This is a genomic window from Sodalis sp. RH19, assembly GCF_047324215.1.
In the GTDB taxonomy this organism is placed as follows: Bacteria; Pseudomonadota; Gammaproteobacteria; order Enterobacterales; family Enterobacteriaceae; genus Acerihabitans.
Genome location: NZ_CP178734.1, coordinates 2,186,342 through 2,212,628, shown reverse-complemented (window position 1 = coordinate 2,212,628; position 26,287 = coordinate 2,186,342). Strand labels below are relative to the sequence as shown.

Annotated in this window: 24 protein-coding genes and 1 pseudogene; 17 read left to right on the top strand and 8 right to left on the bottom strand. The window is 58.2% G+C overall.

The window, feature by feature from the left end:
- The first annotated feature begins 184 nt into the window (after positions 1-184).
- The 6 genes from aspS (at position 185) to ruvB (ending at position 5,485) form a co-directional block, all read left to right on the top strand.
- Positions 185-1,975 (top strand): aspartate--tRNA ligase, encoded by a 1,791-nt coding sequence (gene aspS / locus ACL2XF_RS09935; protein WP_410015350.1) that lies wholly within the window; start codon positions 185-187, stop codon positions 1,973-1,975.
- On the top strand, positions 1,975-2,418 hold the full coding sequence (gene nudB, locus ACL2XF_RS09930) for a dihydroneopterin triphosphate diphosphatase (protein ID WP_410015349.1): 444 nt from the start codon (positions 1,975-1,977) through the stop codon (positions 2,416-2,418). The genes aspS and nudB overlap by 1 nt, the downstream gene beginning before the upstream one ends.
- Before the next feature lie 23 nt (positions 2,419-2,441).
- Entirely contained in the window at positions 2,442-3,185 is a 744-nt protein-coding gene (locus ACL2XF_RS09925; protein WP_410015348.1) for a YebC/PmpR family DNA-binding transcriptional regulator, read from the top strand.
- Positions 3,186-3,225: 40 nt separating this feature from the next.
- The gene (gene ruvC / locus ACL2XF_RS09920; protein ID WP_410015347.1) at positions 3,226-3,747 is read left to right on the top strand and encodes a crossover junction endodeoxyribonuclease RuvC; all 522 of its coding nucleotides are present in this window, start codon (positions 3,226-3,228) and stop codon (positions 3,745-3,747) included.
- Between the two features lie 101 nt (positions 3,748-3,848).
- Positions 3,849-4,469: a Holliday junction branch migration protein RuvA gene (gene ruvA / locus ACL2XF_RS09915; RefSeq protein ID WP_410015346.1), complete on the top strand. Its 621-nt coding sequence runs from the start codon at positions 3,849-3,851 to the stop codon at positions 4,467-4,469.
- Between the two features lie 8 nt (positions 4,470-4,477).
- Complete coding sequence (gene ruvB, locus ACL2XF_RS09910; RefSeq protein WP_410015345.1) at positions 4,478-5,485, top strand: Holliday junction branch migration DNA helicase RuvB; 1,008 nt, start codon at positions 4,478-4,480, stop codon at positions 5,483-5,485.
- Between the two features lie 625 nt (positions 5,486-6,110).
- On the opposite strand, the gene ACL2XF_RS09905 is transcribed toward ruvB, so the two are convergent.
- The 3 genes from ACL2XF_RS09905 to znuC all read right to left on the bottom strand — a co-directional run bounded on the left by ACL2XF_RS09905 (position 6,111) and on the right by znuC (position 8,497).
- Positions 6,111-6,845 (bottom strand): metallophosphoesterase, encoded by a 735-nt coding sequence (locus tag ACL2XF_RS09905; RefSeq protein WP_413728520.1) that lies wholly within the window; start codon positions 6,843-6,845, stop codon positions 6,111-6,113.
- A 114-nt stretch (positions 6,846-6,959) separates the two neighbouring features.
- On the bottom strand, positions 6,960-7,745 hold the full coding sequence (gene znuB / locus ACL2XF_RS09900; protein ID WP_413728519.1) for a zinc ABC transporter permease subunit ZnuB: 786 nt from the start codon (positions 7,743-7,745) through the stop codon (positions 6,960-6,962).
- A complete protein-coding gene (gene znuC / locus ACL2XF_RS09895) occupies positions 7,742-8,497 on the bottom strand; it encodes a zinc ABC transporter ATP-binding protein ZnuC (protein WP_410015342.1) in 756 nt (251 codons plus the stop codon). The genes znuB and znuC overlap by 4 nt, the downstream gene beginning before the upstream one ends.
- A 74-nt stretch (positions 8,498-8,571) precedes the next feature.
- Here znuC and znuA point away from each other — a divergent pair, with 74 nt between their 5' ends.
- The 3 genes from znuA (at position 8,572) to lpxM (ending at position 11,955) form a co-directional block, all read left to right on the top strand.
- Complete coding sequence (gene znuA / locus ACL2XF_RS09890; protein ID WP_410015341.1) at positions 8,572-9,504, top strand: zinc ABC transporter substrate-binding protein ZnuA; 933 nt, start codon at positions 8,572-8,574, stop codon at positions 9,502-9,504.
- 12 nt (positions 9,505-9,516) lie between these two features.
- A complete protein-coding gene (mepM, locus tag ACL2XF_RS09885) occupies positions 9,517-10,845 on the top strand; it encodes a murein DD-endopeptidase MepM (RefSeq protein ID WP_410015340.1) in 1,329 nt (442 codons plus the stop codon).
- Between the two features lie 153 nt (positions 10,846-10,998).
- Positions 10,999-11,955 carry a lauroyl-Kdo(2)-lipid IV(A) myristoyltransferase gene (gene lpxM, locus ACL2XF_RS09880; RefSeq protein ID WP_410015339.1) on the top strand — a complete coding sequence of 319 codons (957 nt, stop codon included), beginning with the start codon at positions 10,999-11,001 and terminating at the stop codon, positions 11,953-11,955.
- Positions 11,956-12,273: 318 nt separating this feature from the next.
- On the opposite strand, the gene pyk is transcribed toward lpxM, so the two are convergent.
- Both pyk and ACL2XF_RS09870 read right to left on the bottom strand, forming a co-directional pair.
- Positions 12,274-13,716, bottom strand: coding sequence for a pyruvate kinase (pyk, locus tag ACL2XF_RS09875; protein ID WP_410015338.1), 1,443 nt, complete (start codon positions 13,714-13,716; stop codon positions 12,274-12,276).
- Between the two features lie 187 nt (positions 13,717-13,903).
- Positions 13,904-14,773: a MurR/RpiR family transcriptional regulator gene (locus ACL2XF_RS09870; RefSeq protein WP_410015337.1), complete on the bottom strand. Its 870-nt coding sequence runs from the start codon at positions 14,771-14,773 to the stop codon at positions 13,904-13,906.
- 327 nt (positions 14,774-15,100) lie between these two features.
- Between ACL2XF_RS09870 and zwf the strand changes: the two genes are divergently transcribed.
- Both zwf and ACL2XF_RS09860 read left to right on the top strand, forming a co-directional pair.
- Positions 15,101-16,576, top strand: coding sequence for a glucose-6-phosphate dehydrogenase (zwf, locus tag ACL2XF_RS09865; RefSeq protein ID WP_410015336.1), 1,476 nt, complete (start codon positions 15,101-15,103; stop codon positions 16,574-16,576).
- A gap of 115 nt (positions 16,577-16,691) precedes the next feature.
- Positions 16,692-17,333, top strand: a complete 642-nt coding sequence (locus tag ACL2XF_RS09860; protein ID WP_410015335.1) for a bifunctional 4-hydroxy-2-oxoglutarate aldolase/2-dehydro-3-deoxy-phosphogluconate aldolase — start codon at positions 16,692-16,694, stop codon at positions 17,331-17,333.
- An 87-nt stretch (positions 17,334-17,420) separates the two neighbouring features.
- On the opposite strand, the gene purT is transcribed toward ACL2XF_RS09860, so the two are convergent.
- Positions 17,421-18,599 (bottom strand): formate-dependent phosphoribosylglycinamide formyltransferase, encoded by a 1,179-nt coding sequence (gene purT / locus ACL2XF_RS09855; RefSeq protein ID WP_413728518.1) that lies wholly within the window; start codon positions 18,597-18,599, stop codon positions 17,421-17,423.
- Between the two features lie 230 nt (positions 18,600-18,829).
- Here purT and ACL2XF_RS09850 point away from each other — a divergent pair, with 230 nt between their 5' ends.
- The 3 genes from ACL2XF_RS09850 (at position 18,830) to ACL2XF_RS09840 (ending at position 22,535) form a co-directional block, all read left to right on the top strand.
- Entirely contained in the window at positions 18,830-19,567 is a 738-nt protein-coding gene (locus ACL2XF_RS09850; RefSeq protein ID WP_413728517.1) for a YebF family protein, read from the top strand.
- Between the two features lie 156 nt (positions 19,568-19,723).
- Entirely contained in the window at positions 19,724-20,380 is a 657-nt protein-coding gene (locus ACL2XF_RS09845) for a tellurite resistance TerB family protein (RefSeq protein ID WP_413728516.1), read from the top strand.
- A gap of 97 nt (positions 20,381-20,477) precedes the next feature.
- A complete protein-coding gene (locus ACL2XF_RS09840; protein ID WP_413728515.1) occupies positions 20,478-22,535 on the top strand; it encodes a S9 family peptidase in 2,058 nt (685 codons plus the stop codon).
- A 36-nt stretch (positions 22,536-22,571) separates the two neighbouring features.
- On the opposite strand, the pseudogene exoX reads toward ACL2XF_RS09840, so the two are convergent.
- Together exoX and ACL2XF_RS09830 are read right to left on the bottom strand one after the other, a co-directional pair.
- Positions 22,572-23,256: pseudogene (gene exoX / locus ACL2XF_RS09835) on the bottom strand (exodeoxyribonuclease X).
- 427 nt (positions 23,257-23,683) lie between these two features.
- Complete coding sequence (locus tag ACL2XF_RS09830) at positions 23,684-23,911, bottom strand: DNA polymerase III subunit theta (RefSeq protein WP_410015329.1); 228 nt, start codon at positions 23,909-23,911, stop codon at positions 23,684-23,686.
- A 367-nt stretch (positions 23,912-24,278) separates the two neighbouring features.
- Between ACL2XF_RS09830 and ftnA the strand changes: the two genes are divergently transcribed.
- The 3 genes from ftnA to copD all read left to right on the top strand — a co-directional run bounded on the left by ftnA (position 24,279) and on the right by copD (position 26,257).
- Positions 24,279-24,794, top strand: coding sequence for a non-heme ferritin (gene ftnA / locus ACL2XF_RS09825; RefSeq protein ID WP_410015328.1), 516 nt, complete (start codon positions 24,279-24,281; stop codon positions 24,792-24,794).
- A 197-nt stretch (positions 24,795-24,991) separates the two neighbouring features.
- A complete protein-coding gene (yobA, locus tag ACL2XF_RS09820; protein ID WP_413728514.1) occupies positions 24,992-25,372 on the top strand; it encodes a CopC domain-containing protein YobA in 381 nt (126 codons plus the stop codon).
- On the top strand, positions 25,373-26,257 hold the full coding sequence (gene copD, locus ACL2XF_RS09815; RefSeq protein WP_413728513.1) for a copper homeostasis membrane protein CopD: 885 nt from the start codon (positions 25,373-25,375) through the stop codon (positions 26,255-26,257).
- Positions 26,258-26,287 lie beyond the last annotated feature (30 nt).

Sequence of the window (26,287 nt, the reverse complement as noted above, 5' to 3'; positions counted from 1 at the left end):
TAGCCAGCCGGGGCGCGCAGGGTGCTGACGGGCTTATCCTGCGGGTGAATTTCCTTTATAATGGCCGCCTTTCGAACGCCGGCAAAATACCGATGCATCGCCGCCACTTTCGTCATTAATGAATAACAGCCCTGGCCCGCTTTACCGAGCGGGACGGCATGGGCTGAAAATCAAGGATATCGTTATGCGTACTGTATATTGCGGACAGATCAATTTGTCCCATGTAGGCCAGGAAGTGACATTGTGCGGCTGGGTTAACCGCCGCCGGGACCTCGGCGGTCTGATTTTTATCGACATGCGGGATCGCGAGGGGCTGGCGCAGGTTTTTTTCGACCCCGATCGCCAGGAGGCGTTCAGCCGCGCGGCCGAATTGCGCAACGAATTTTGCATCCAGCTGACCGGCATCGTACGGGCGCGTCCCGACAGCCAGATCAATAAAGAGATGGCCACCGGCGCGGTGGAAGTGCTGGCGACGCAGCTTACCATCATCAACCGCTCCGAACCCCTGCCTCTCGATTCAAATCAAACCAATACCGAAGAGCAGCGGCTGAAATATCGCTACCTGGACCTGCGCCGTCCGGAAATGGCGCAGCGCCTGAAGGCGCGCGCGCGTATCACAAGCGTCGTGCGGCGTTTTATGGACGGCGAGGGCTTCCTGGATATCGAAACCCCGATGCTGACCAAGGCCACGCCGGAAGGCGCGCGCGACTACCTGGTGCCCAGCCGGGTGCACAAAGGCAAGTTTTATGCGCTGCCGCAGTCGCCGCAGCTGTTCAAGCAGTTATTGATGATGTCCGGTTTTGATCGCTATTACCAAATCGTGAAATGCTTTCGCGATGAAGATTTGCGCGCCGACCGCCAGCCCGAATTTACCCAGATCGATGTGGAAACCTCCTTCATGAGCGCCGGACAGGTGCGCGAGGTCATGGAGCGTCTGGTGTGCACCCTGTGGCAGGAAATCAAAGGCGTCGATCTGGGCGCGTTCCCGGTGATGACCTATGCCGAGGCGATGCGCCGCTTTGGGTCCGATAAACCCGATCTGCGCAACCCCATGGAAATCGTCGACGTCGCCGACCTGGTGAAAGACCTTGAGTTCAAGGTATTCTCCGGCCCCGCCAACGACAGCAAAGGCCGGGTGGCGGCGCTGCGCGTTCCCGGCGGGGGCCAACTGAGCCGCAAGCAGATCGACGAATACGGCAAGTTTATTGAAATCTACGGCGCCCGCGGCCTGGCCTACATCAAGGTCAATAAGCGCGACCAGGGTCTCGACGGAATACAGAGCCCGGTGGCCAAATTCCTCGACGCCGCCGTGCTTGAATCCCTCCTCGCCCGCACCGGCGCTCAGGACGGCGATATCCTGTTCTTCGGCGCGGATCGTTATAAAATCACCACCGACGCGCTGGGCGCGCTGCGCCTGAAGCTGGGCCGCGACCTGCAACTGACCGACGAGACGCGCTGGGCGCCGCTGTGGGTGATCGATTTCCCAATGTTTGAAGAAGACGACGAGGGCGGCCTGGCGGCCATGCACCATCCCTTTACCGCGCCGCTGGCCATGGATCCCGACGCGCTTGCGGCCGCGCCGCTGGACGCCGTCGCCAACGCCTACGACATGGTGTTGAACGGCTATGAGGTCGGCGGCGGCTCGGTGCGTATCCATCGCAGCGAAATGCAGCAGACGGTGTTCGGCATTCTCGGCATCACCGAGCATGAACAGCGGGAAAAATTCGGTTTCCTGCTCGATGCGCTGAAATACGGCACGCCGCCCCATGCCGGCCTGGCCTTCGGCCTTGATCGCCTGGTGATGCTGCTGACCGGCACCGACAATATCCGTGACGTTATCGCTTTTCCCAAGACCACCGCGGCCGCCGATCCGATGACCGACGCGCCGAGCTTCGGCAACCCCGCCGCCCTGGCGGAATTGTCTATTGCCGTCATTGGCAAGGGCAAGGAAGCGGCGGAACGCGGGCAGCAATAATGGTCTGGAAACGCCCGGTATCGGTGCTGATCGTTATTTACGCCGGCGACAGCGGCCGGGTATTGATGTTGCAGCGGCGGGATGACCCGCAGTTCTGGCAGTCGGTGACCGGCAGCCTTGAGGACGGTGAATCGCCGGCCGCCGCCGCCAGGCGCGAGGTCAGGGAAGAGACCGGCATCGATATCGACGCCGAGCATCTTGAACTGCGGGACTGCGAGCGTTGTATCGAATTTGAAATTTTCAGTCATTTGCGCCACCGATATGCGCCGGGAGTGACGCGCAATACAGAATATTGGTTCAGTTTAACGTTACCCTCTGAACGGGTACCCGCAATCAGCGAACATCTGGCTTACCGCTGGCTGCCGGCCGCCGAGGCGGCCTTACTGACCAAATCCTGGAGCAATCGGCAGGCGATTGAAGAATTTGTTATTTATCCGGCCTGAGAAGGCTTATTTCGGAGAGAGTTATGGCAGGTCATAGTAAGTGGGCCAACACCAAGCATCGTAAAGCGGCTCAGGACAGTAAACGAGGCAAGATTTTTACCAAAATCATTCGCGAGCTGGTGACCGCCGCGCGCCTGGGCGGCGGCGACGTGGGATCCAACCCGCGCCTGCGCGCCGCGGTGGACAAGGCGCTGGCGAATAATATGACGCGCGACACGCTTAACCGCGCCATCGCGCGCGGCGTCGGCGGCGACGACGATACGCAAATGGAAACCATTGTGTACGAAGGTTACGGCCCCGGCGGTACGGCGGTCATGGTGGAGTGCCTGAGCGACAACCGTAATCGCACCGTGGCCGAGGTCCGCCACGCGTTTACCAAGACCGGCGGCAACCTGGGCACCGACGGGTCGGTCTCCTACCTGTTCACCAAAAAAGGCGTGATTTCCTATGCCCCGGGCCTGACGGAAGATCAGGTGATGGACGCGGCGCTGGAAGCCGGCGCGGAAGATGTGGTGACCTATGACGACGGCGCTATCGATGTCTACACCACGCCGGAAGATTTCGGCCGGGTCAAGGACGCCCTGGAGGCCGCCGGATTACACGCCGATTCTTCCGAGGTGGGGTTAATTCCTTCCACCAAGGCCGATTTGGACGAGGAAACCGCGCCCAAGCTGCTCAGGCTGATTGACCTGCTGGAAGACTCCGACGACGTCCAGGAAGTCTACCATAACGGCGAAATCTCCGACGAGGTGGCGGCGACGCTGTGACGGACTTCCGGTGTGACGGCAGCCTGGGCGGTGCCCGGATATGACGATTATCCTCGGTATCGACCCGGGTTCCCGCATCACCGGTTACGGCATTTTACGCCAGCAGGGACGGGTGCTCACCTATCTTGGCAGCGGGTGTATCCGCACCAAGGTGGATGACCTGCCCACCCGGCTAAAGCTCATTTATGCCGGCGTCAGCGAAATCATCACCCAGTTCCAGCCGGATTTTTTCGCCATCGAGCAGGTGTTTATGGCGAAAAACGCCGACTCGGCGCTTAAGCTCGGCCAGGCGCGCGGCGTCGCCATCGTGGCGGCGATGAACCATGAGCTGCCGGTGTTTGAATACGCCGCGCGCCAGGTGAAACAAACGGTGGTCGGCACCGGCTCGGCGGACAAAAGCCAGGTACAGCATATGGTGCGCGTACTGCTCAAACTATCCGCCAGCCCCCAGGCGGATGCCGCCGACGCCCTGGCGATTGCCATTACTCACTGCCATGTCAACCAGAACGCGCTGCGCCTAGGCAACAGCCGCCTTAATCTTTCCCGGGGCCGCCTGGGGTAAAGACGCCCCCGGCCCGAACCGGCTGGATATTCATCCAGCCTTTATTATGTTATAAACATGCCATCGCCATATGACAAATAAGCCCTGAAAGGAAGGTTACTGTGATCGGACGTCTTAGAGGCATCATTCTGGAAAAACAACCACCGCTGGTGCTGCTTGAGATCCACGGCGTGGGTTATGAAATCCATATGCCCATGACCTGTTTTTATGCGCTGCCCGAAACCGGCGTGGAAGCGATCATTTATACGCATTTTATCGTGCGGGAAGATGCCCAACTGCTGTTTGGCTTCACCAACAAACAGGAACGCGCGTTGTTTCGCGAGCTGATCAAAGTGAACGGCGTCGGCCCCAAGCTGGCGCTGGCCATCCTTTCCGGCATGTCGGCCCAGCAGTTCGTCAACACCGTTGAACGGCAGGAAATCAACGCGCTGGTCAAATTACCCGGCGTCGGCACCAAAACCGCCGAACGGCTGGTGGTGGAAATGAAAGATCGCTTCAAGGGCATGAACGGCGAACTGTTTGCCCTGGGCGGCGGCAGCGATATGCCGCTTACCGCGCCGGCCAGCGGCAAGCCGGATACCGATCCGGAAGCGGAAGCGGTTGCGGCATTGGTATCCCTGGGTTATAAGCCTCAGGAGGCCAGCCGCATGGTCAGTAAAGTGGCCCGGCCGGATGCCGATTGCGAATCGATGATCCGCGACGCCCTGCGCGCCGCGCTGTGAGGTAGAGGATGATTGAAGCAGACCGTTTGATTTCCGCCGGCGTGGTGATAGAAGAAGAGATTATCGACCGGGCCATCCGGCCGAAAACCCTGGAAGATTATATCGGGCAGCCCCACGTGCGCGAGCAGATGGAAATCTTTATCCAGGCGGCCAAAATGCGCGGCGACGCGCTCGATCATCTACTGATTTTCGGTCCGCCGGGATTGGGGAAGACCACCCTGGCGCATATCGTTGCCAACGAGATGGGTGTTAACCTGCGCACTACCTCCGGCCCGGTACTGGAAAAACCGGGCGACCTGGCGGCCATGCTCACCAATCTTGAGCCGCATGATGTCCTGTTTATCGATGAGATTCATCGCCTGTCGCCGGTGGTGGAAGAGGTACTCTACCCGGCGATGGAAGATTACCAGCTGGATATCATGATAGGCGACGGGCCTGCCGCCCGATCGATTAAAATCGAGCTGCCGCCCTTTACCCTGGTGGGCGCCACCACCCGCGCCGGTTCCCTCACATCCCCGCTGCGCGATCGCTTCGGCATTGTCCAGCGTCTGGAATTTTACCAGGTGGCGGATTTGCAGCATATCGTCAAACGCAGCGCCCAATGCCTGGAGCTTAGCATCACGGAGGCCGGGTCCCATGAAATTGCCAAACGCGCCCGCGGCACGCCCCGTATCGCCAATCGCCTGCTGCGGCGGGTAAGGGATTTTGCCGAGGTTCGCGCCGAGGGCAATATTACCGATGATGTGGCGGTCAACGCCCTGAATTTGCTCAATGTCGATACCGAAGGTTTCGATTTTATGGACCGTAAGCTGCTGCTGGCGATTATTGATAAGTTTATCGGCGGCCCGGTGGGGCTGGATAACCTGGCGGCGGCTATCGGCGAGGAGCGGGAAACCATCGAGGATGTGATCGAGCCGTTTTTGATCCAGCAGGGGTTTATCCAGCGCACGCCGCGGGGGAGAATTGCGACGGCGTTTGCGTATAAGCATTTTGGCATAGTGCGCGGGGAGCTTTAGAGAGGCATTAATCGTCGACGGTACAGGCGGCGTTGCTTTGCTTGTTGTGTGGGTCGGCGCCTTTTGAACGCTGAGTAAGTTTCGCTTCCGGTGTGGGGCACATGTTTTTAATGACGGCTGGGTGAGTTTCTCTTGCCGTGTGGGGCACATGCTTTTTCGACAGTGAGGAAAGTTTCGCTTGCCACACGTCGCGGTGTTATATATTGCCCCGTGCGGGCAATCGACGATGGGCCGGCAGTCGCCCCGGCCCCCTCGACCCCCGGGCTTCCGGCAGGTCGCGCGCCGCTGCGCGGTGCCTTCCGTCCCGGTTCACGCCCTTTGGACCACAAGGCACGCGCTCCCGGCGCGGGCCTTAGCTCTCGCCGCATCCCTGCGGCTCGTCCGGTCGTGCACCGTGCCGTCAGCGCGCTTGATGCCGGTCTAAGGTCAAAAGCACGTTCAAGGTCAGAAGCAAAATCAATATCAACGACTAAGCAACGGCTTAATAAGCAATTTTATGCTGCGTGCTGACTTCTGCTCTCAGTCCTATAACCGGCTGCTTTATAAGGAGAATGACGCATATCGCATGGAATCGGCTATGGGCGTGAGCACGCAAAATGAAAGCAGACGCACCCAATTCACGGACTCAAACGGAAATATGATGGCTAACCAGGGTACCGTTTACCCAGCGATGGATCATGAGCGCGGGCGGGTCGTTAGCCGGTGGGACGGTTTTCGCGCCAAACCACATAGGATTTGCGGGACAAATGGGTCCGCAGATATAGGCGGGTATTCCCGCCAGTGTACCCGCGACAGGTCGATGAACATGACCTGTCGCTATCGCGACGGGGCGTCGCGGTTGTCTTCGCAAAAACTCACCCAATGCCACCGACCCGTGGCACATGATTTGATCCATAGGCGGGATGCCGCTCGCAAATACATGATGGTGCAAAAACAACATTGACGTTGCCGGCCCCTCAGATAATAGCGTTTTTTCCAACCAGGGAAGATGTTCATCCACGCTTCCCGCTGACGTTCCCTTAGCCGTTGAGTCAAGGCCGATAAGGCGAACACCCTCGATATCCGCCACAAAATGCAGTGCGCCAACAGCATCGTCGGCCCAGTAAGCACAGCCGAAAATGGCCCGCATCGAGGTGCGGTTATCGGAATTACCCGGCAGGATAAATGCAGGATAGGCCCGATTACCCAGACGGGCGGCAATCGCGGTGTAGCCGTCGATCCAGTCATCATCAACCAGGTCGCCAGTGAGGACCAAACCGTCGGGTTTGATCAAGTCCAGCCATGCAAGGGCGCGGTCAAGCCGGGACAGGTTATCATTGTCCTGGGCCGCATGAATGTCTGTTACCTGGGCGATAATCACGCGTATCTCCTATCGTTAAGCAACATCCATGGACAACGCTCAGTTTACCGTATGGGTTGTTTGATTGCCGCCGCCGCTGGCACCTATTTGCTATTAATCAGCCGTTGGTTGGCGCTACACCCTCTGCCGACTAAACAAGCTCAACCCAAACAATACCGACGCGCACAACACCACCGATGGCCCCGCCGGCGTGTCATACCACGCCGATAGCGTCAAACCGCCGGTCACCGCAATCATGCCGGCCACTACCGCCAGTAACGCCATCTGTTCCGGCGTGCGGGAAAAACGGCGCGCGGCGGCGGCCGGGATAATCAACAGCGAGGTGATGATCAGCGCGCCGACAAACTTCATCGCCAGGCCGATAGTCAGGGCGGTGACCAGCATCAGTAAGAGTTTTACCCGCGGCAGGGAAATCCCATCCACATGGGCCAGTTCCGGACTGATGGTTACCGACAGCAGCGCCCGCCACTGCCAGGCCAGGAGTATCAGCACCACCGCCACGCCGGCGGCAATCAGTAAAATATCGGACAGGGTGACCGACAGCAGATCGCCGAACAGATAGGCCATCAGGTCCACTCGTACATTCGACATCAGGCTTACCACCACAAGCCCCAGTGACAGGGCGCTGTGGGCCATGATGCCCAGCACAGTGTCGATGGCCAGCTGCGGATAACGCTCAAGCCATACCAGTATCAGCGCCAGCACCAGCGTCACGGCGATGACGGCGTAGAAAGGATTGATATTCAGCAGCAGGCCGAAGGCGACACCAAGCAGCGACGCATGGGCCAGCGTGTCGCCAAAATAGGACATCTTGCGCCAGACGACAAACGACCCCAGGGGACCGGCCGCCATGGCCAGCAATATGCCGGCCAGCCAGCCGGGCAGCAGCAGTTCAATCATAACGGGCCGTCCTCACGCCGGCGCACCACCTGGCCCTGCAGATCGTGGGCATGATTATGGTGATGCCGGTAAACGGCCAGCTGTTCGACGCCGTGATAACCGAACATGGCGATAAATTCCGGATGGGCGGAGACCGTTTCCGGCGAGCCGGAGCAGCAAATATGCTGGTTCAGGCATAAGACCTCGTCGGTCTTCGCCATGACCAGATGCAAATCATGGGAGACCATCAGCACTCCGCAGCCAAACCTGTGGCGAATTTGGTCGATCAAATCGTATAACGCCACCTGGCCGCTCACGTCCACGCCCTGGGTCGGTTCATCCAACACCAGCAACTGCGGTTTATTGAGCAGCGCGCGCGCCAGCAGCACCCGCTGCATTTCCCCGCCGGATAATTTCTGCATCGGCTGTTCCAGCAAATGAGCGGCCTGGACCTGCGCCAGCGCGGGTAGCACATCGTCTTTGCCGACCCCGGGCCGCAGGCGCATAAAGCGGCCGACCGTCAGCGGCAGCGTGACGTCAAGATGGATTTTTTGCGGCACATAACCGATGCGCAGGCGGGCCGTACGCGACAAGATGCCCGCCGTGGGCGCGATCAGGCCGAGCACTACCCGCACCAGCGTGGATTTTCCGGCGCCGTTCGGACCCATTAAGGTCAGGATCCGGCCGGCGCGCAGCGTTAAAGAGATGTGACTCAAGACGTGTTTTTGCCCGAAGGAGACGGAAATACCGTCAAGCGTTACCAGATTGGTCATGTGAATTACAGTTGCGAAACAGCCAAAATGTTATAATATCACACCCCTAACCGTTGCCGAAGAGAATTATCGCTATGAATTCCCGCAGTAAAAAATTCCCACGCCTGCTGCTGGCCGGCGTATTGACGCTTGCCGCGACCAGTGTCCCGGCCTGGGCTAATATCGTCGCCTCCATCAGGCCGCTGGGATTTATAGCCTCCGCCATCGGCGACGGCGTGATGCCGACCGATGTCCTGTTGCCTGATGGCGCGTCGCCTCATGACTATGCGCTGCGGCCCTCCGACATCAAACGTATCCAGAACGCCTCCCTGTTGGTCTGGGTCGGTCCGGAACTGGAAGCCTTTATGAGCAAGCCGGCGGCGGCCTTGCCGGCGGACAAAAACCTGATGCTGTCCACGCTGCCGTCTGTCCGCCCGCTGCTGATAAAAGGTGCGGAGCACGACGACCCGGCGGATTCGGCCCACGCGGACGACCACCATCACGGCGAATATAATATGCATTTGTGGATGTCGCCGGAGATTGCCAAACAGGCCGCTTTCGCCATCCACGACCAATTATTGCGGCTGATGCCCGAAAAAAAATCACAATTGGACGCGAATCTGCTGTTTTTCACCGCGGCATTGACAAAAAATGACAAAAATATCGCTACAATGCTAGCGCCGGTAAGCGGAAAAGGGTATTTCGTATTTCACGATGCCTATGGCTATTTCGAACAACACTATGGCCTGACCCCTTTGGGGTATTTCACCGTTAATCCCGAAATCCAACCGGGCGCCCAGGCATTACACCATATTCGAACACAGTTGGTTGAGCAAAAAGCCGTGTGCATATTTGCTGAGCCACAATTCAGGCCAGCCGTTATCAACGCTGTGGCCCAGGGAACGAGCGTGCGTATCGGCACCCTCGACCCGCTGGGGACTGGTATCGCATTGGGCAAGGCAAGCTACATTGACTTCCTGCTGCAATTGACGAACCAGTACGTGAGCTGCCTGGAGAAGAACTCATGAGGATAGTAATAAGTGCAGCAGATACTTCGCTCTATCACGCTGGCGTATAATAATCTGCCCCGACCCCACCGCGTCATGCTGGGGTCGCTCACCGTGGTTACCCTGGCCGTGGCGGTATGGCGGCCATACGTCTATTCCCCTGTTATGGAACCCACCGTCAGCCGGCCCGCGCCGGCGGTCGACGCGCCGGCCCGCGCTCTGGCCCCCGAGGCCAGCGAGCCTATCGATCAATCCGCCGCCGATAACGACGACGATGTGCCGCCGGAAGATGAACTGGACGAGAAGGTGACGGATGAAACGGGCGTCCATGAATATGTGGTGTCCACCGGCGATACCCTGGGCAGTATTTTGACGCAGTATGGCATCGATATGTCCGATATCGGCCAACTGGCCCAGCAGTTTCCCGATCTGCGTAATCTGAAGATCGGCCAGCAAATTTCCTGGACCCTGAACGACGCCGGTGAACTGCAGCGCCTGACCTGGGAAATGTCGCGCCGGGAAACCCGCACCTATGACCGCATTGACGGTGGTTTTAAACAAAGCGTGGCCAATCTGGCAGGCGAGTGGAAAAATATAGCGCTGACAGGCCAGCTCAACGGCAGCTTTGTCAACAGCGCCCGCGCCTCTGGATTGTCAAACGCCGAAGTCAGCGCGGTCATTAAGGCTATGCAGTGGCAGCTCGATTTTCGCAAGCTGCAAAAAGGCGATAAGTTCGCCGTGCTGACCTCCCGGGAAATGCTCGACGGGCGCAGCGAGCAAAGCGAACTGGTGGCCGTGCGCATCAACACCGGCGGCAAGGATTATTATTCCTTCCGCGCCGAGGACGGTAAATTTTACAACAACGACGGCGCCGGCCTGGCGCGCGGTTTTATGCGTTTTCCCACCATGAAGCAGTTCCGCGTATCCTCTAACTTCAATCCCCGGCGCTTGAATCCCGTGACCGGGCATATCGCTCCGCACCGCGGCGTGGATTTCGCCATGCCGGTGGGCACACCGGTGCTGGCGGTGGGCGACGGCGAGGTGGTGGTCAGCAAAAACGGCGACGGCGCCGGCAATTACGTGGCCATACGGCACGGGCGCCAATATACCACCCGCTATATGCATTTAAAGAAATTGTTGGTGAAGCCGGGCCAGAAGGTGAAACGTGGCGATCGCATTGCGCTCTCCGGCAATACCGGGCGTTCCACCGGGCCGCATCTGCATTATGAAATCTGGGTCAACCAGCAGGCGGTCAATCCGCTGACCGCCAAGCTGCCGGTTACCGAAGGCCTGAGCGGCAAAGAGCGCCTGGACTATCTGGCGCAGGTCAGGCAAGCCATGCCGCAGCTTCAATTCGACTGATATGTTATCTTAACGGCAGCCGATAGATGATCGGCTGCCGTTTTATGTTTATGATTACCGCTACATTATGCCAAGAAGGGACATAGAGCCCGCCTCATCAATCGACAGCACGGGTTTTCGACCGTCAGGGCGATTGAAAGCAAAGAGAGTTGCATGGAAAACGATAACAAGATCACCGCCGTTGAATTCATTCCGCAATTTAAAACCGAGTTCTATCACCCGCGCTACTGGGGCGTCTGGTGCGGTATCGGCTTAATCGCCGGCGCGACCTTTATCCCGCCGCGTTTACGCGATCCGGTATTGGGCGGCATCGGCCGGATGGTGGGTAAACTCGCCAAAGGCGCGCGCCATCGCGCCCGGGCCAATTTACTGTACTGCCTGCCTGAGCTGAGCGAACCGGCGCGGGAAAAAATCATTGACGATATGTTCGCCACGGTACCGCAATCCACGGTGCTGATGGCCGAGCTGGCTTGCCGGAATCCCGACAGGTTGTCAAGCCGGGTTCATTGGCACCACGAGGAGATTATTGCGCAGGCTACGGCGCAGCAGCGCAATATTATTTTCCTGGTGCCGCACGGCTGGGCGGTGGATGTGCCGGCCATGCTGATGTCGGCGCGCGGGCAGAAGGTCGCCGGTATGTTCCATAACCAGCGCAACGAACTGGTGGACTATATGTGGAATCGGGTGCGGCGCCGCTTCGGCGGGCGGCTGCACGCGCGCAACGACGGGGTTAAGCCTTTTGTCAGCTCGGTGCGGCAGGGGTGGTGGGGGTATTACCTGCCGGACCAGGATCATGGGCCTGAGCATAGCGAGTTCGTGGATTTTTTCGCCACTTATAAGGCGACGCTGCCGGCAATTGGCCGTTTGATGAAAATCTGTCGGGCGGCGGTAATCCCACTATTTCCGGTATACAACAGTAAGACCAGCCAGCTGGATATTTATGTGCGTCCGCCAATGGACGATATTGCCGGCCAGGACGATCGCTATATTGCCCGGCGGATGAACGAGGAAGTGGAAAACCTGGTGGGGCCGAATCCGGAGCAATATACCTGGATCCTGAAACTACTGAAAACGCGCAAGCCCGGCGATAAAGATCCCTATAAGCGTTAATTGCCCAGAACAGGCAAGAAAAAAGACCCCATAGGTACGTTCTCCCTTAAACACGACTGCTGTAAGCGCGGTGTTGGCGGGCCTACCGCACCATGGGGCGCTCGGTCGGGCGGGAATACCACGCCCGATTCGACCCCATCGGCACGCTCTCCCTTAACCCGTCCGCGTTGAGTTCGGGGTTGGCGGGCCTACCGCACCATGGGGCGCTCGGTCGGGCGGGAATACCACGCCCGATTCGAACCCATTGGCACGCTCTCCCTTAACCCGTCTGCGTCGAGCTCGGGGTTGGCGGGCACAGCATGCCATGGGCGGCTGGTATTACTCCACCAGCAGGATGCGGCTGGTATTGGTGGTGCCCACCATGCTCATCACATCACCCTGGGTGATGATGACCAGATCGCCCGACATCAGGAAGCCTTTATCCCGCAGCAGGTTGGCGGCATGGGTGGCCGCGGCCACGCCGTCGCCGTCGCTGTCAAAATATACCGGCGTGACGCCGCGATAGAGCGCGGTAAGATTGAGCGTATGCTCGTGCCGGGACAGGGCAAAAATAGGCAGGCCTGAGCTGATGCGCGACATCATCAGGGGCGTGCGGCCGGATTCGGTCATGGTGATAATGGCGCTGACCCCCTTGAGATGATTGGCCGCGTACATGCTGGACATGGCAATCGCTTCTTCAATATTATCAAACTGCACGTCCAGGCGATGTTTGGACACATTGATACTGGGGATTTTTTCGGCGCCCAGGCACACCCGTGCCATGGCCGCCACCGTTTCCGCCGGATACTGCCCGGCCGCGGTTTCGGCGGAGAGCATTACCGCATCGGTGCCGTCCAGCACCGCGTTGGCCACGTCCATCACTTCGGCGCGGGTCGGCATCGGGTTGGTGATCATCGATTCCATCATCTGGGTGGCGGTAATCACCGCGCGATTGAGCTTGCGGGCGCGCCGGATCAATTTTTTCTGGATGCCGACCAGTTCCGGATCGCCGATTTCCACCCCCAGATCGCCGCGGGCCACCATCACCACGTCGGAGGCGAGGATAATATCATCCATGGCCTCGTCGCTTGCCACTGCCTCGGCGCGCTCTACCTTGGAGACGATCTTGGCATTGCAGCCGGCGTCGCGGGCCAGGCGGCGCGCATAGTTCAAATCCTCGCCGGTGCGCGGGAAGGAGACCGCCAGGTAATCCACGCCGATTTTAGCGGCGGTGATGATGTCGGCCTTGTCTTTTTCGGTCAGCGCCGGCGCCGAGAGGCCGCCGCCCATTTTATTGATGCCCTTGTTATTGGACAACGGACCGCCGACGGTCACCTCGGTAAAGACCTTCATGCCCTGGACTTCACGCACCTTTAGCTGTACGCGGCCATCGTCGAGCAGCAGGACATCGCCGGGCACCACGTCACCGGGCAGGCCTTTATAATCGATGCCTACGCTTTCCCGATCGCCTTCGCCGATGCCCAAGTTGGCATCAAGGAGAAACTTATCGCCCACGCTCAGGAACACCTTGCCTTCCCTGAACGTCGATACGCGAATCTTAGGCCCCTGCAAATCGCCGAGTATGGCCACGTGTCGTCCCAGCTTGGCGGCGATTTCACGTACTTTGTTGGCCCGATTGAAATGATCTTCCGCCGTACCGTGGGAAAAATTAAGGCGAACCACATTGGCGCCGGCGGCAATAATTTTTTCCAGATTATTGTCGCGGTCAGTGGCTGGCCCCAGGGTGGTTACAATCTTGGTTCTTCTGAGCCGTCTGGACATGGATAACTCCGTTGACTTGGGCATTATTGGTGTAGCGAAAACATCGAAACCGGCGGTACTATCAGGCAGCGGTTGGATATCGCCGCCCGTTGCCGCCAGTCCGGCTGTGTTGAGACGTTCCCCATCTTTGAACCGGCCCGGTGTAGCCTGGGCTGCCATGAGGGGTTATTGTTCATATCTTACGATATTAATCAAATTTATACGCTGCTGAATCGGCTTTATCAAAGCGCGATTCCCGTAAAGCTTCCTTGACCCGCTTCAAGTTATCCCTGAATTTCGCACCCCGGCGCAAGGTAAACCCGGTGGCCAGGACATCTATCAGGGTTAATTGGGCAATACGCGATATCATGGGCATAAAGACATCGGTATCCTCCGGCACATCAAGGGCCAGGGTTAGCGTGGCTTCATGGGCCAGGGGCGAGTATTCGGAGGTGATGGCGATAACGGTAGCGTCATTCTCCCGCGCCAGCCGCGCCAGGTCCACCAGCATTTTTGTCCGGCCGGTATGGGATATCAGCACCACGACATCGCCTTCGCTGGAATTCATGCAGCTCATGCGCTGCATGACGATATCCTCGGAATACACGATGGGAATATTAAAGCGGAAAAATTTATTCATGGCGTCATGGGCGACCGCCGCGGACGCGCCCAGGCCGAAGAAGGAAATCTTTTTCGCCTGGGTCAGCAAATCCACCGCCCGGTTGACGGCGCTGATGTCCAGACGGGTTTTGACCTGTTCCAGGCTGGCCATGGTGGATTCAAAAATTTTTACAGTATAGGAATCGACCCCGTCGTTCTCATCGACATTACGGTTTACATAAGGTGTACCATTAGCCAGACTCTGGGCGAGATGTAATTTAAAATCAGGATAGCCTTTGGTATCCAGGCGGCGGCAAAAACGATTGACGGTAGGCTCGCTGACGTCGGCCATCCTGGCCAGTATGGCAATGCTGGAATGGATGGCGGTCTGGGGCGAGGCCAGGATCACGTCCGCCACTTTACGCTCGGATTTACTCAGCAATTCCATATGGCTGTTAATTTTTTCCAGCATGTTCATAAGTTAATAGCTCATGGGTTTAACCGATTTCACACAAAGGAGAAATCATTACCGATTTGATGAAATATACTACGACGCGCGGTGCAAAGGCAGTTAATCTGACCGGCACGGCAGGTTTTTTGCCAGACTATGAGCTGTGTCTAACTTTCAGAAGTGTAATGTATTGACAAAACTGTTAATAAATTACATTTTCATGGCGGACATGGTGTGATTAATGGTGAAAAAAAGCGTTTACACGCGGTTTTTTTGGCATTCTTTTGGCCGGCATCAAAATAAAACCATTTAAAATGTAATAAAATTACAAACATCCTGTACGAGGAGAGGAACATGGCGGTAACATCCATAGCCCAGGCATGCGATCTGGTGATTTTCGGCACCAAAGGCGATCTGGCACGGCGCAAACTGCTGCCCTCGCTATATCAGCTGGAGAAAGCCGGCTCCATTCATCCGGAGACGCGCATTATCGGCGTTGGCCGTGCTGACTGGGACGTGAAAGCCTATACCAAGGTGGTACGCGAAGCGTTGGAAACCTTCATGAAGGAAACCATCGACGAGAAGCTCTGGAAAACGCTCAGCGGCCGCCTGGATTTCTGTAACCTTGACGTTAACGAGACCAAGCACTTCAACCGGCTGGGTGAAAAACTCGACCAGCAGGCCCGGGTGACCATTAACTATTTTGCCATGCCGCCCAATACCTTTGGCGCCATCTGCCAGGGCCTGGGCCAGGCCGGCCTGAATAAAGAGCCGAGCCGGGTGGTGATGGAAAAACCGCTGGGTACCGATCTGGCCTCTTCGCGCGTGATTAACGATCAGGTGGCGGAATATTTCAAAGAGTGCCAGGTTTACCGCATCGACCATTATCTCGGTAAAGAAACGGTGCTCAACCTGCTGGCGCTGCGGTTTGCCAATTCCCTGTTCGCCAGCAATTGGGACAACCGGACTATCGACCATGTCCAGATCACCGTGGCGGAAGAAGTGGGCATCGAGGGTCGCTGGGGCTATTTCGATAAAGCCGGCCAGATGCGCGACATGATCCAAAGCCATCTGCTGCAGATCCTGACCATGATCGCCATGTCGCCGCCATCCGATCTGACCACCGATCGCATCCGCGACGAAAAAGTGAAGGTATTGCGTTCCCTGCGGCCTATCGATCACACCAATGTGCGCGATACCACGGTGCGCGGCCAGTATACCGCCGGGTTTGTACAGGGCAAGAAAGTGCCGGGCTACCTGGAGGAGGAGGGCGCCAACAAGGCCAGCCATACCGAGACCTTTGTGTCTATCCGGGTGGATATCGACAACTGGCGCTGGGCGGGCGTGCCGTTCTATTTGCGCACCGGCAAGCGGTTGCCGACCAAATGTTCCGAAGTGGTGGTGTATTTCAAGAACCCGGCGCTGAATCTGTTCCGCGACTCCTACCAGGAATTGCCGCAGAACAAGCTGACCATCCGCCTGCAACCGGACGAGGGCATGGATATCCAAATCCTCAATAAGGTGCCGGGGCTGGATCATAAGCATCGCCTGCAAACCACCAAGCTGGATTTGAGTTTCAGTGAAACCTTTAACCAGGAACATCTGGCGGATGCCTACGAACGGCTGCTGCTGGAAACCATGCGCGGCATCCAGGCGCTGTTTGTGCGCCGCGACGAAGTGGAAGAGGCCTGGACCTGGGTGGATTCCATTATGGAAGCCTGGGCGTCCGACAATGACGCGCCCAAGCCTTACCAGGCGGGCACCTGGGGGCCGGTGGCCTCGGTGGCCATGATTACCCGGGACGGCCGTTCCTGGAACGAGTTTGAATAACACCGCATTCCCCACCGGTGCCGGGTTGATCCCGCGCCGGTAATTTTTAGCCCGGTGTTTTGGCGTGCCACGCCTTAAACACGCGGTGATGATGTTCATACGGAGACAGCAAGTCATGAAGCATTGGAAAACAAGCGCGGAAACTATCCTGACCTCAGGCCCGGTAGTACCCGTTATCGTTATCAATAAGCTGGAACACGCGGTTCCTTTAGCCAAAGCGCTGGTCGCCGGCGGTGTGCGTGTACTGGAAGTCACGTTGCGCACCCCCTGCGCGATGGACGCCATCCGCGCCATCGCCAAAGAAGTGCCCGAGGCCATCGTCGGCGCGGGCACCGTGACCAATGTGGAGCAGTTGGCGGAAGTGACCGCTGCCGGCGCGCAGTTCGCCATCAGCCCTGGCCTGACCGAACCCTTGCTGAAAGCGGCCGTCGCGGGTACCATTCCGCTGATACCGGGTATCGCCACTGTTTCCGAACTGATGCTCGGTATGGATTACGGCCTGCGCGAGTTCAAATTTTTCCCGGCCGAGGCCAACGGCGGCGTCAAGGCGCTGCAAGCGATTGCCGGTCCGTTCTCGCAGGTGCGTTTCTGCCCCACCGGCGGCATTTCACCGAAGAACTACCGTGATTACCTGGCGCTGAAAAGCGTGCTGTGTATCGGCGGTTCCTGGCTGGTGCCTAACGATGCGCTGGAAGCGGGCGATTATGCGCGCATCACCGAACTGGCTAAAGAAGCGGTGGCCGGCGCCAAGCTTTAAGCCGGCGCGCATCCGCTCCCGCCATTCAGGCAGGTAATAAGGGCTCCTTCGCAAGAGGAGCTTTTTTTTTGGTTCAGGCCTGGCGCATCAGCCGCTGACCTTGACCGCCGCGGCACAGGCTTTGGCATCCTTTACCGCCTCTTCCACCGTCTGCGCCATGGCCAGGGCCACGCCAAGACGGCGCTTGCCGCCGATTTCCGGCTTGCCGAATAGCCTGATCTGCGTTTGCGCTTTCAGCGCCTGCTCCAGGCCGCTGAAACGCACGTCGCTGCTGGTCAGCTCCGGCAGGATAACCGCCGACGCCGCCGGGCCGTACTGGCGGATCGCGCCGACGGGCAGGCCGAGGAAGGCGCGCACATGCAGGGCGAATTCGGACAGATCCTGGGAGATAAGGGTCACCATGCCGGTATCATGCGGACGCGGCGACACTTCGCTGAATATCACCTCGTCGCCGCGCACAAACAGCTCAACGCCGAACAATCCGCGGCCGCCCAGGGCGGTCACGACCTGTTGTGCGATATCCCGCGCCCGTTGCAATGCCACCGCGCTCATGTGCTGCGGCTGCCAGGATTCCCGGTAATCGCCGTCCTCCTGGCGATGACCGATGGGATCGCAGAAATGGATACCATCGACGGCGCTGACGGTAAGCAGGGTAATTTCAAAATCAAAGGGGACCAGGCCCTCGACAATCACCTTGCCGCCGCCGGCGCGGCCGCCCTGCTGCGCATAGTTCCAGGCCGCGTCCAGGCCGGCGGCCGCGCGTACCAGGCTCTGGCCTTTACCCGACGAACTCATCACCGGTTTGATAATCAAAGGATATCCGATTGCCGATACCGCCTGGTCCAGCCCGGCGCGGTCGGCGGCAAAACGGTAGGCGGAAGTGGGCAGGCCCAGCGTTTCCGCCGCCAGGCGGCGGATGCCCTCGCGGTTCATGGTCAGGCGCGTGGCCTGCGCGCAGGGCACCACACGATGGCCCTCATGTTCAAGGGCTACCAGCATGTCGGTGGCGATGGCTTCGATTTCCGGCACGATAAAATCGGGCCGTTCCAGTTCAATCACCGCCCTGAGCGCATCGCCGTCCAGCATATTGATGACGTGCGCGCGATGGGCGACATGCATCGCCGGGGCGTTCGCATAACGATCGACGGCAATCACCTCGACGCCAAGCCGTTGACACTCAATCGCCACCTCTTTGCCCAGTTCACCGCTGCCCAGCAGCATGACCCGCGTGGCGCCGGGACGTAACGCCGTGCCTATGATTAACATCCGCTTTCCCCTGACCTGATAAAAATTGCGCGCAGTATAAACGAAAACGATTGCGCGTGCAGCAGCGCCGGTACGATGAGGGGAGAGCAGGACGTGGGAATCGGCCTGGACGCCGCCAAAAACGCCCGGCTTTTGTTATAGTTCGTATAATTCCCGTTCTCAACGTAATTTTAACCGGCTATTATCATTCAATACCTTGAGAACGGATAATCAGAACAAGTGGAGGTTTTATGCATAAAACGGGAATCGGCCTGTTAGGCGTCATCGTCATCGGCATGTTGCTGCCGTCACTCGCGGCCGCGGAAGATCAAACACCGCAGGCGGCTGGGCAGGCCGCCGCCTCGCAAACGTCCACGGAAGGCGCGTCCACCACTCAGCAGCCCGCCGGACAGACGCAGAATACCCAACCGGGCACCGCCGCCCCGGCGCCGGCGAATACCGCCGCTCCGGCACAGACACCGCCGGCTAATGACGCCGCGCCGGCCCCGGCAACGCCGCCGGCCGCCGCCCCGGTTAAAAAACAGCCGGAGGAGCCCCCGGCCGCCGATAAACCGGCGCCGGCTAAAAAGGCCCCGGCGGAGAAGGCCAAGGCGGAAGCCGCGCCGGCCGCCGCCGATAATAAAACGCCGGCCGCCGCCGATAATAAAACGCCGGCGGCGAAGGAACCGGCCAAAAAAAGCCAGCCCGGGAAGACGTATAAGGTTGCGGCCTGTCCCGATCTCAACGCCCCCCAGGTGGCGGAACTGATTAAACAGGACTACACCCAGAATCGCTTTCCCCACACCGACGACGATAAAAAGGCCCTGGGCGGCGACACCATTGTCGCGCAGGTCAACCCCGAGGATATCACCGGCAACGGCGACAACTGGCAGGCGCCGCTGAAAATTCGCGGGCAAACCGCCGATCGCGCCTATGCTGTGAACCTTGATTGTGAAAAAGGTGAAATAAGTTATTCCCTCCAGCAATAACACTCCCTGCCGGACGCGCGGCGTGAAATGCGCGTCCGGACATCGGCGGCCCCGCTATCTTTGCAAACCCTTTTAACAACTTGACACAAAATCCGCTAGGTTAGGACATGTGGCGCCGGGCACCGTCCGGCATACACCACCTAAAGGGGAACGGCAATGAATCAGTGGCTGCAGAAAATCCAGACCCTGGTCCAGCAAAAGGGCGGGCCGGGGGATCAGGGCGGCAACCTGGCGGGCCTGCTGGCGCCCGGAGCGCTTGGCGGGCTGGCCGGCCTGCTGGTGGCCAATAAATCGTCACGCAAGATGATGGGCGCGGTGGGCAAGAACGCCCTGTTTATCGGCGGCGGCGCCGCGATAGGCGCGGTGCTGTGGGACCAATATAAAAAACGCGTGCGCGAAACCCATCAGCACGATGCGCAGTTTACCCAGCCTCCTACTCCCATCGACCGTCGCACGCAGCGGCTGGTGACGGCCCTGGTCTTTGCCGCCAAGGCCGACGGCCACATCGACGACCATGAGCAACGGGCCATTCGGGACAACCTGCAGCAGTTGGGACTGGGCGAGGATGTGGAGCATCTGGTCCAGGACGCCATCGCCCAGCCGCTGGACCCGGCGCGCCTGGCGCAGGATATTCACGGCGAGGACGAGGCCCTGGAGATCTATTACCTCAGCTGCACGGTGGTCGACGTCGATCATTTTATGGAAAGAAGCTATATGGATGCGCTGGCGCTGGCGCTGAAAATTCCTGATGACGTAAAAACCGGCCTCGAACAACAGCTTAAAGCCCAGATAACCGCCGTCCCGCCACGCTGACCCCCCGTTGCCGGCGCAGGCGATAAAATCGGCTGCGCTTGGCAACCCGGCATATTCGTGCCACTCTGTTTCTTATGAGAAATAAGGAAGGGTGCGTATGAGATTTCCCCCAATAGCTGAAAAAAGACCGCATAACCTGACCGTGCATGGTGAGACACGCGTCGATGATTATTACTGGCTGCGCGACGACAAACGTGAAGACCCCGCCGTGCTGGACTACCTGGCCCAAGAGAATACCTATGGCGAAGCCATGATGGAGGGCCATGAGGAGCTGCGCCACCGCTTATTTACCGAAATGGTGGAGCGCATACCGCCGCAGGATCGCTCGGTACCCTACGTCCGGCGCGGTTATCGTTACCAAAGCCGCTATGAGCAAGGCAATGAGTACGCCATCTATACCCGCCAGCGCGCCGATCTGCCCGAAACGGCCGAATGGGAGATCCTGCTTGACGGCAACAAGCGCGCGGCGCAAAGCGAGTTCTATACCATGGGGGCGCTTGAGATCAGTCCGGATAACGCCATCATGGCGGCGGCGGAGGATTTTCTGTCACGGCGCCTGTACGGCATTCGTTTCAAGAACCTGGCCCGCGATTCGTGGTATCCGGAAGTGCTCGAGGATGCCTCGTCGGGTTTTGAATGGACCAGCGATTCACAGATCCTCTACTACGTGCGCAAGCATAAAAAAACGCTGCTGCCCTACCAGGTCTACCGTCACCGGGTCGGCACCTCGCCGGCGCAGGATGAGCTGGTGTATGAGGAAAAAGACGACACATTTTATGTCAGCGTGCATAAAACCACGTCGGAACGTTATATTATTATTGCGCTGGGCAGCACCACGTCGGGCGAGATCCTGCTGCTGGACGCCGACGATCCCCAGGCCAGCCCGCAGGTATTCCTGACCCGCCGCCATGACCATGAGTATTCGCTGGATCACTTCCAGGGCCATTTTTACGTCCGCTCCAACCGCGAAGGCAAGAATTTTGCCCTTTACCGCTGCGAAACGGGCGATGAGAAATTGTGGCAAACGGTGATCCCGGCCAGGGACGATGTGGTATTGGAAAACTTTACCTTATTCAGCGATTGGCTGGTGGTGGAGGAACGTCACCAGGGCCTGACCAGCCTGCGGCAGATGCATTGGCAGACCGGGGAGGAGAAGGGCATCGCCTTTGACGACCCCACCTATGTTACCTGGCTGGCCTACAATCCCGATCCGCACAGCGCGTGGCTGCGCTATGGTTATTCCTCCATGACCACGCCGACCACGCTGTTTGAGCTGAATATGGATACCGGGGAGCGCAGGCTGCTGAAACAGTCGCAGGTGAAAAATTTTGATGCCGAGCACTACCGCAGCGAGCGGCTATGGGTTCCCGCCCGCGACGGCGTCGAGGTGCCGGTGTCGCTGGTCTATCGCAAGGATCTGTTCCAGCGCGGGCAAAATCCGCTGCTGGTCTACGGCTATGGTTCCTACGGCAGCAGCATGGATCCCGATTTCAGCGCCAGCCGGCTGAGCCTGCTTGACCGCGGATTCGTCTTCGCCCTGGCGCATATCCGCGGCGGCGGTGAATTAGGCCAGCAGTGGTATGAAGACGGCAAGCTCTTCAACAAGCTCAATACCTTTAACGACTTTATCGACGTCAGCCGGCATCTGCTGGCTAACGGCTATGGGGACGAAAAACAAGCCTTTGCCATGGGCGGCAGCGCCGGTGGCCTGCTGATGGGCGCGGTGATCAATATGGCGCCGGATCTGTTTAAAGGCGTGGTGGCCCAGGTGCCCTTCGTGGATGTCGTGACCACCATGCTTGATGACAGCATACCGCTGACCACCGGAGAATATGACGAGTGGGGCAATCCGCAGGAAAAAGACTACTACGACTATATCAAGCGCTACAGTCCCTATGATCGGGTCAGCGCCCAGCCTTACCCGCATCTGCTGGTCACCACCGGTTTACATGACTCCCAGGTGCAGTATTGGGAGCCGGCGAAATGGGTGGCGAAGCTCCGGGCGATGAAGACTAACGATAATCTGCTGCTGCTGTGTACCGACATGGACTCCGGACACGGCGGCAAATCCGGGCGTTTCAAGGGCTACGAAGGTATTGCCATGGAGTATACCTTTATCCTGTCCCTGACGGACAAGGCGCCGCCGGCGGCATAATACGGCGGCGAAAGCATCTCAGGCGGCGCATTTCATTTATTGATGCGCTGCGTCTGAGGACTGCTTCAGGTAATGGTTAATGCTGTAACGCATATCCGCCGACAGGTCCTTGAGGTTGTTGAGCATCCACTTCAAATAGCCGGGGTCCTCGCGCGCGATCCGTTCCATCGGCTGGCCCCGGTATTTGCCGAATTTTAACGTCGTAAGCAGGGTGGTTTCATTGCTTAAGGCCGCCATTTGCTCGGCGCTCCAGCCGGAATCCCCGATGATTTTCACCAGCAGGGCCGCGGTGACGTAACAATCATACAGGGCGCGATGGGGATAGAGACCCTCCGGCACGGCGACCTCGAGACCCAGCGCATAGCGCAGGTACTGGTTGCTGTATTTCAAACCCGGGTAGAGCTTGCGCGCAAGCTTGACCGTGCAGATCCATTGACCATGCATTTCCGGCAACATGCGCCGGTCGAATGCGGCGTTATGCGCCACGTAATACGGGCTGCCGTGATAGCGGCCAATCACCTTGGCGATACGCGGCTTATCCTCGACCATGGCTTCGGTGATATGGTGGATGGCCATGGCCTCGTAGACCGATGGGCCGGTCGGGGTTGACCAGATCGCTCATGGCATTGCATAACCGGCCGTCAACGACGTCCACCGAGGCGACTTCCACGACGCCGCCGTCCAGTCCGCAGGTTTCGGTATCGATAACACGAAAAGACATGACGTTACCTGTCCAAGGCTAAATAAAAAAGCCATTATGCCCTGAATAGCGCCGACAAAAAACCCGCATCAGATGCGGGTTTAATATGGGTTAGCCTTACACGATATCAGGCTGGGTCTTTCTGTTACGCTTGTCGGCGCGTTTTTCTTCCGGCGATTTCAGCGGTTTCTTTTTGGTGTCTTTCTTACGATCCATTCCCTTACTCATATTTACCTCTCTGTAAAAGAACCGGAAATGTAGAAATGATTAACTGCCTGTTGGCACTGATAATCAAGTCATTTTGTGCTATTTTGCCGCACGGCGGACGGTGCCGCGCGGGCCGGCAAGCCATGCACCGCGGGCGTGGCGCGCGGCGCCTGCTTGCCTTCCGGCCGTTGGTTCAGGCACGTGCCGGGGCATTGCCAGTCCATTATAGGCCATTGGCGGATTATTTTCGTGGCTCATATGGCAAACGGGAAAAATTCAGCGACGCCTGGCGATAAAAGGCCACCCGCTCGCGAAAATAAGCGCGCAAAGGCTCTGGCTGTTCCCGTTCCACATGCTCGGCGACCACCGGCATATTGTACCGCTCCTTGAACGCCACGCCGGACGCGGCCAGATCGACATTGATCTTGTCCATCGCCTCGCTGCCCAGTGTGGCCAGATTATATTGCATACCGCCTCCTGCCGCTTGTAAGGTCAATGCTGCTAAAAATAAGGTACTGCGCGGCAAAACGCAAGGGTCGGCGGGACAGCGATACAAATAATAATCGTTTGTATTAACAGCCGACGCAATAATATGGCTATCATTGTCCGAAATAATGGCCTGGCGTATTCATAATACAAATAAGAATACCTATCACTACCATTAATAAATAATGATTTTATAGAAAAAATCTCATTATAAAAATAAATAACCATATGAATTTAATACATAAAAAATATTAAATTACTCATTGGTTAAATTATAGTGTAATTTTTGTTAGCATTTGGGCATAATGTTTATATTCGTATTGGCGTAATCATCATAAGGAAGCCTGCCCATGCTAAAACAAGAAATGGCAATAAAGCTTAACGAGCAACTCAATCTGGAATTTTTTTCCGCCAATCTTTATCTGCAAATGAGCGCCTGGTGCAGTGATAAGGGCTACGAAGGCGCATCGGCCTTTCTCAAGACCCAATCTCTGGAAGAGATGGACCATATGCGCCGCCTGTTCGACTATCTCAACGATACCGGCACCATGCCGGTGCTGGGCGCAATCGAGGCGCCGCCAACCGGTTTTACCTCATTGGCCGAGCTGTTTAAGCGCACCTATGAACATGAGCAGATGATCACGGTGAAAATCAACGAACTGGTCCATGCGGCGATGATCTCCCAGGACTATTCGACGTTTAACTTCCTGCAGTGGTACGTCTCCGAACAGCACGAAGAAGAAAAATTGTTTAAATCCATCCTCGACAAACTGGCGCTGGTGGATACCAATAACAGCGGACTGTTCTTTATCGATCAGGATTTGAAAAAAATGAACGGTGGCGACAATACGGCCGCGCCGATGTAAATCCCCGCGCGGACAGTGGTTTGCTCGACTTCAGCCCCGGCTGCCGTTATCATCAGTTTGCGTCCAGGCAAACCGGTAGCAGCGCCGGGTTTTTTGTTTCCCAAGAATAAACGAATAACCGGCAATGCTCCCGCGGTGGACCGCCAAGCGTCGGTTTAACCGACAGGATACCCGTTCAGTCTTAGGAAACGACATCGATGTCAAGCCAACCTTTTACCGCGCCCCTGTTGACGCTGTTAGTCACTGCCCTGACTTTGTTGGGATCGCAACAGGCCCAGGCGCATGCGCACCTGAAAACGCAATATCCGGCGGCCAACGCCACCATGACCGCCGCGCCGCAGGCATTAACGCTCACCTTCAGCGAGGGCATCGAGCCTGGCTTCAGCGGCCTGACCCTAACCGGCCCCGGCAACGCCGTCATCCCCACCGGCGCCATCAAGGTCGACCCCGCCAACCCTAAGCAGATCATCGTGCCCATTAAAAAGCCCCTGGCCGCCGGCGAGTATCAAGTGCAATGGCATGTGGTATCGGTGGACAGTCATAAAACCCAAGGCAATTATCACTTCAGCGTTAAATAGATGCTAAGCCTGGCGGAGTGCTATTCCGCCTGCCGCTATCTCCATATCGCGGCGGTAATGCAGGCGTTCGGTACCGCCCTGTTTTGCGAGTACCTGGCGCCGCCAGCGCTGCGCGCCGGCCTGCGCGCATCCCTGGGCGCGCCCTTGCGCGTTCTGGCCTGGGTCGCCCTGGCGTCGGCGGTCGTCCTGCTGGGGCTGCAAGCCGGGCAAATGGGGGACGGCTGGACGCAAACCCTTTCCCCCGCCATCTGGGCGGCGGTGCTCGGCACCGCCTTCGGCACTGTCTGGCTGTGGCATATGGCTATCGCGCTGGCGGCGGTGTTGGCCGCGGGCCATGGGCCGATGACCGCCATCAGGCAGCGGGCATTGCTCGCCGCCATGGCCGGCCTGCTGGCAAGCCTGGCGCTGGTAGGCCACACGGCGATGAGCGAGGGACTGCGCGGCGTCATGCAGCGGCTCAATCAAATGGTGCATCTGTTTTCCGCCGCCTGGTGGCTGGGCGGGCTGCTGCCGCTGCTGTTTTGTCTGCCGCTGCTACGCGAGACGGCGCGTCCGGACGCGCTGCGCGCGCTGATTCGTTTTTCGCGCAGCGGACATGCTGCGGTGGCGCTGGTCATTTTCACCGGTATCGTCAATACCGCGCTGGTTCTGGGCCATTGGCCGCTCGATGGGTCGGCGCCGTACCAGCGGCTGCTGCTGATAAAAATAGCCGTGGTGGCGGTGATGGTGATCCTGGCGGTAACCAATCGTTATGCCGTGGTTCCCGCCATGGCGCGCCACCATCCCGCGGCTATTCGTATCTTGACCTTGCTGACGCTTGCGGAGATGATTCTTGGTAATCTGGTACTGATTTTGGTGAGTATTTTCGCCACGCTTGAACCCTGATCACATCCTGGCGCCGCCCAGGCGTCAGGT

Excerpts from the sequence above, each read along its gene's own strand:
- ACL2XF_RS09870 (WP_410015337.1), bottom strand. The coding sequence starts at position 14,773 with ATGAACATGCTGGAAAAAATTAACAGCCATATGGAATTGCTGAGTAAA.
- ACL2XF_RS09845 (WP_413728516.1), top strand. The coding sequence starts at position 19,724 with ATGAATCAGTGGCTGCAGAAAATCCAGACCCTGGTCCAGCAAAAGGGC.
- nudB (WP_410015349.1), top strand. The coding sequence starts at position 1,975 with ATGGTCTGGAAACGCCCGGTATCGGTGCTGATCGTTATTTACGCCGGC.
- copD (WP_413728513.1), top strand. The coding sequence starts at position 25,373 with ATGCTAAGCCTGGCGGAGTGCTATTCCGCCTGCCGCTATCTCCATATC.
- yobA (WP_413728514.1), top strand. The coding sequence starts at position 24,992 with ATGTCAAGCCAACCTTTTACCGCGCCCCTGTTGACGCTGTTAGTCACT.
- znuA (WP_410015341.1), top strand. The coding sequence starts at position 8,572 with ATGAATTCCCGCAGTAAAAAATTCCCACGCCTGCTGCTGGCCGGCGTA.
- ACL2XF_RS09860 (WP_410015335.1), top strand. The coding sequence starts at position 16,692 with ATGAAGCATTGGAAAACAAGCGCGGAAACTATCCTGACCTCAGGCCCG.
- ftnA (WP_410015328.1), top strand. The coding sequence starts at position 24,279 with ATGCTAAAACAAGAAATGGCAATAAAGCTTAACGAGCAACTCAATCTG.
- ACL2XF_RS09850 (WP_413728517.1), top strand. The coding sequence starts at position 18,830 with ATGCATAAAACGGGAATCGGCCTGTTAGGCGTCATCGTCATCGGCATG.
- aspS (WP_410015350.1), top strand. The coding sequence starts at position 185 with ATGCGTACTGTATATTGCGGACAGATCAATTTGTCCCATGTAGGCCAG.
- pyk (WP_410015338.1), bottom strand. The coding sequence starts at position 13,716 with ATGTCCAGACGGCTCAGAAGAACCAAGATTGTAACCACCCTGGGGCCA.
- ACL2XF_RS09925 (WP_410015348.1), top strand. The coding sequence starts at position 2,442 with ATGGCAGGTCATAGTAAGTGGGCCAACACCAAGCATCGTAAAGCGGCT.
- znuB (WP_413728519.1), bottom strand. The coding sequence starts at position 7,745 with ATGATTGAACTGCTGCTGCCCGGCTGGCTGGCCGGCATATTGCTGGCC.
- ruvB (WP_410015345.1), top strand. The coding sequence starts at position 4,478 with ATGATTGAAGCAGACCGTTTGATTTCCGCCGGCGTGGTGATAGAAGAA.
- lpxM (WP_410015339.1), top strand. The coding sequence starts at position 10,999 with ATGGAAAACGATAACAAGATCACCGCCGTTGAATTCATTCCGCAATTT.
- znuC (WP_410015342.1), bottom strand. The coding sequence starts at position 8,497 with ATGACCAATCTGGTAACGCTTGACGGTATTTCCGTCTCCTTCGGGCAA.
- zwf (WP_410015336.1), top strand. The coding sequence starts at position 15,101 with ATGGCGGTAACATCCATAGCCCAGGCATGCGATCTGGTGATTTTCGGC.
- purT (WP_413728518.1), bottom strand. The coding sequence starts at position 18,599 with ATGTTAATCATAGGCACGGCGTTACGTCCCGGCGCCACGCGGGTCATG.
- ACL2XF_RS09840 (WP_413728515.1), top strand. The coding sequence starts at position 20,478 with ATGAGATTTCCCCCAATAGCTGAAAAAAGACCGCATAACCTGACCGTG.
- ruvC (WP_410015347.1), top strand. The coding sequence starts at position 3,226 with ATGACGATTATCCTCGGTATCGACCCGGGTTCCCGCATCACCGGTTAC.
- ACL2XF_RS09830 (WP_410015329.1), bottom strand. The coding sequence starts at position 23,911 with ATGCAATATAATCTGGCCACACTGGGCAGCGAGGCGATGGACAAGATC.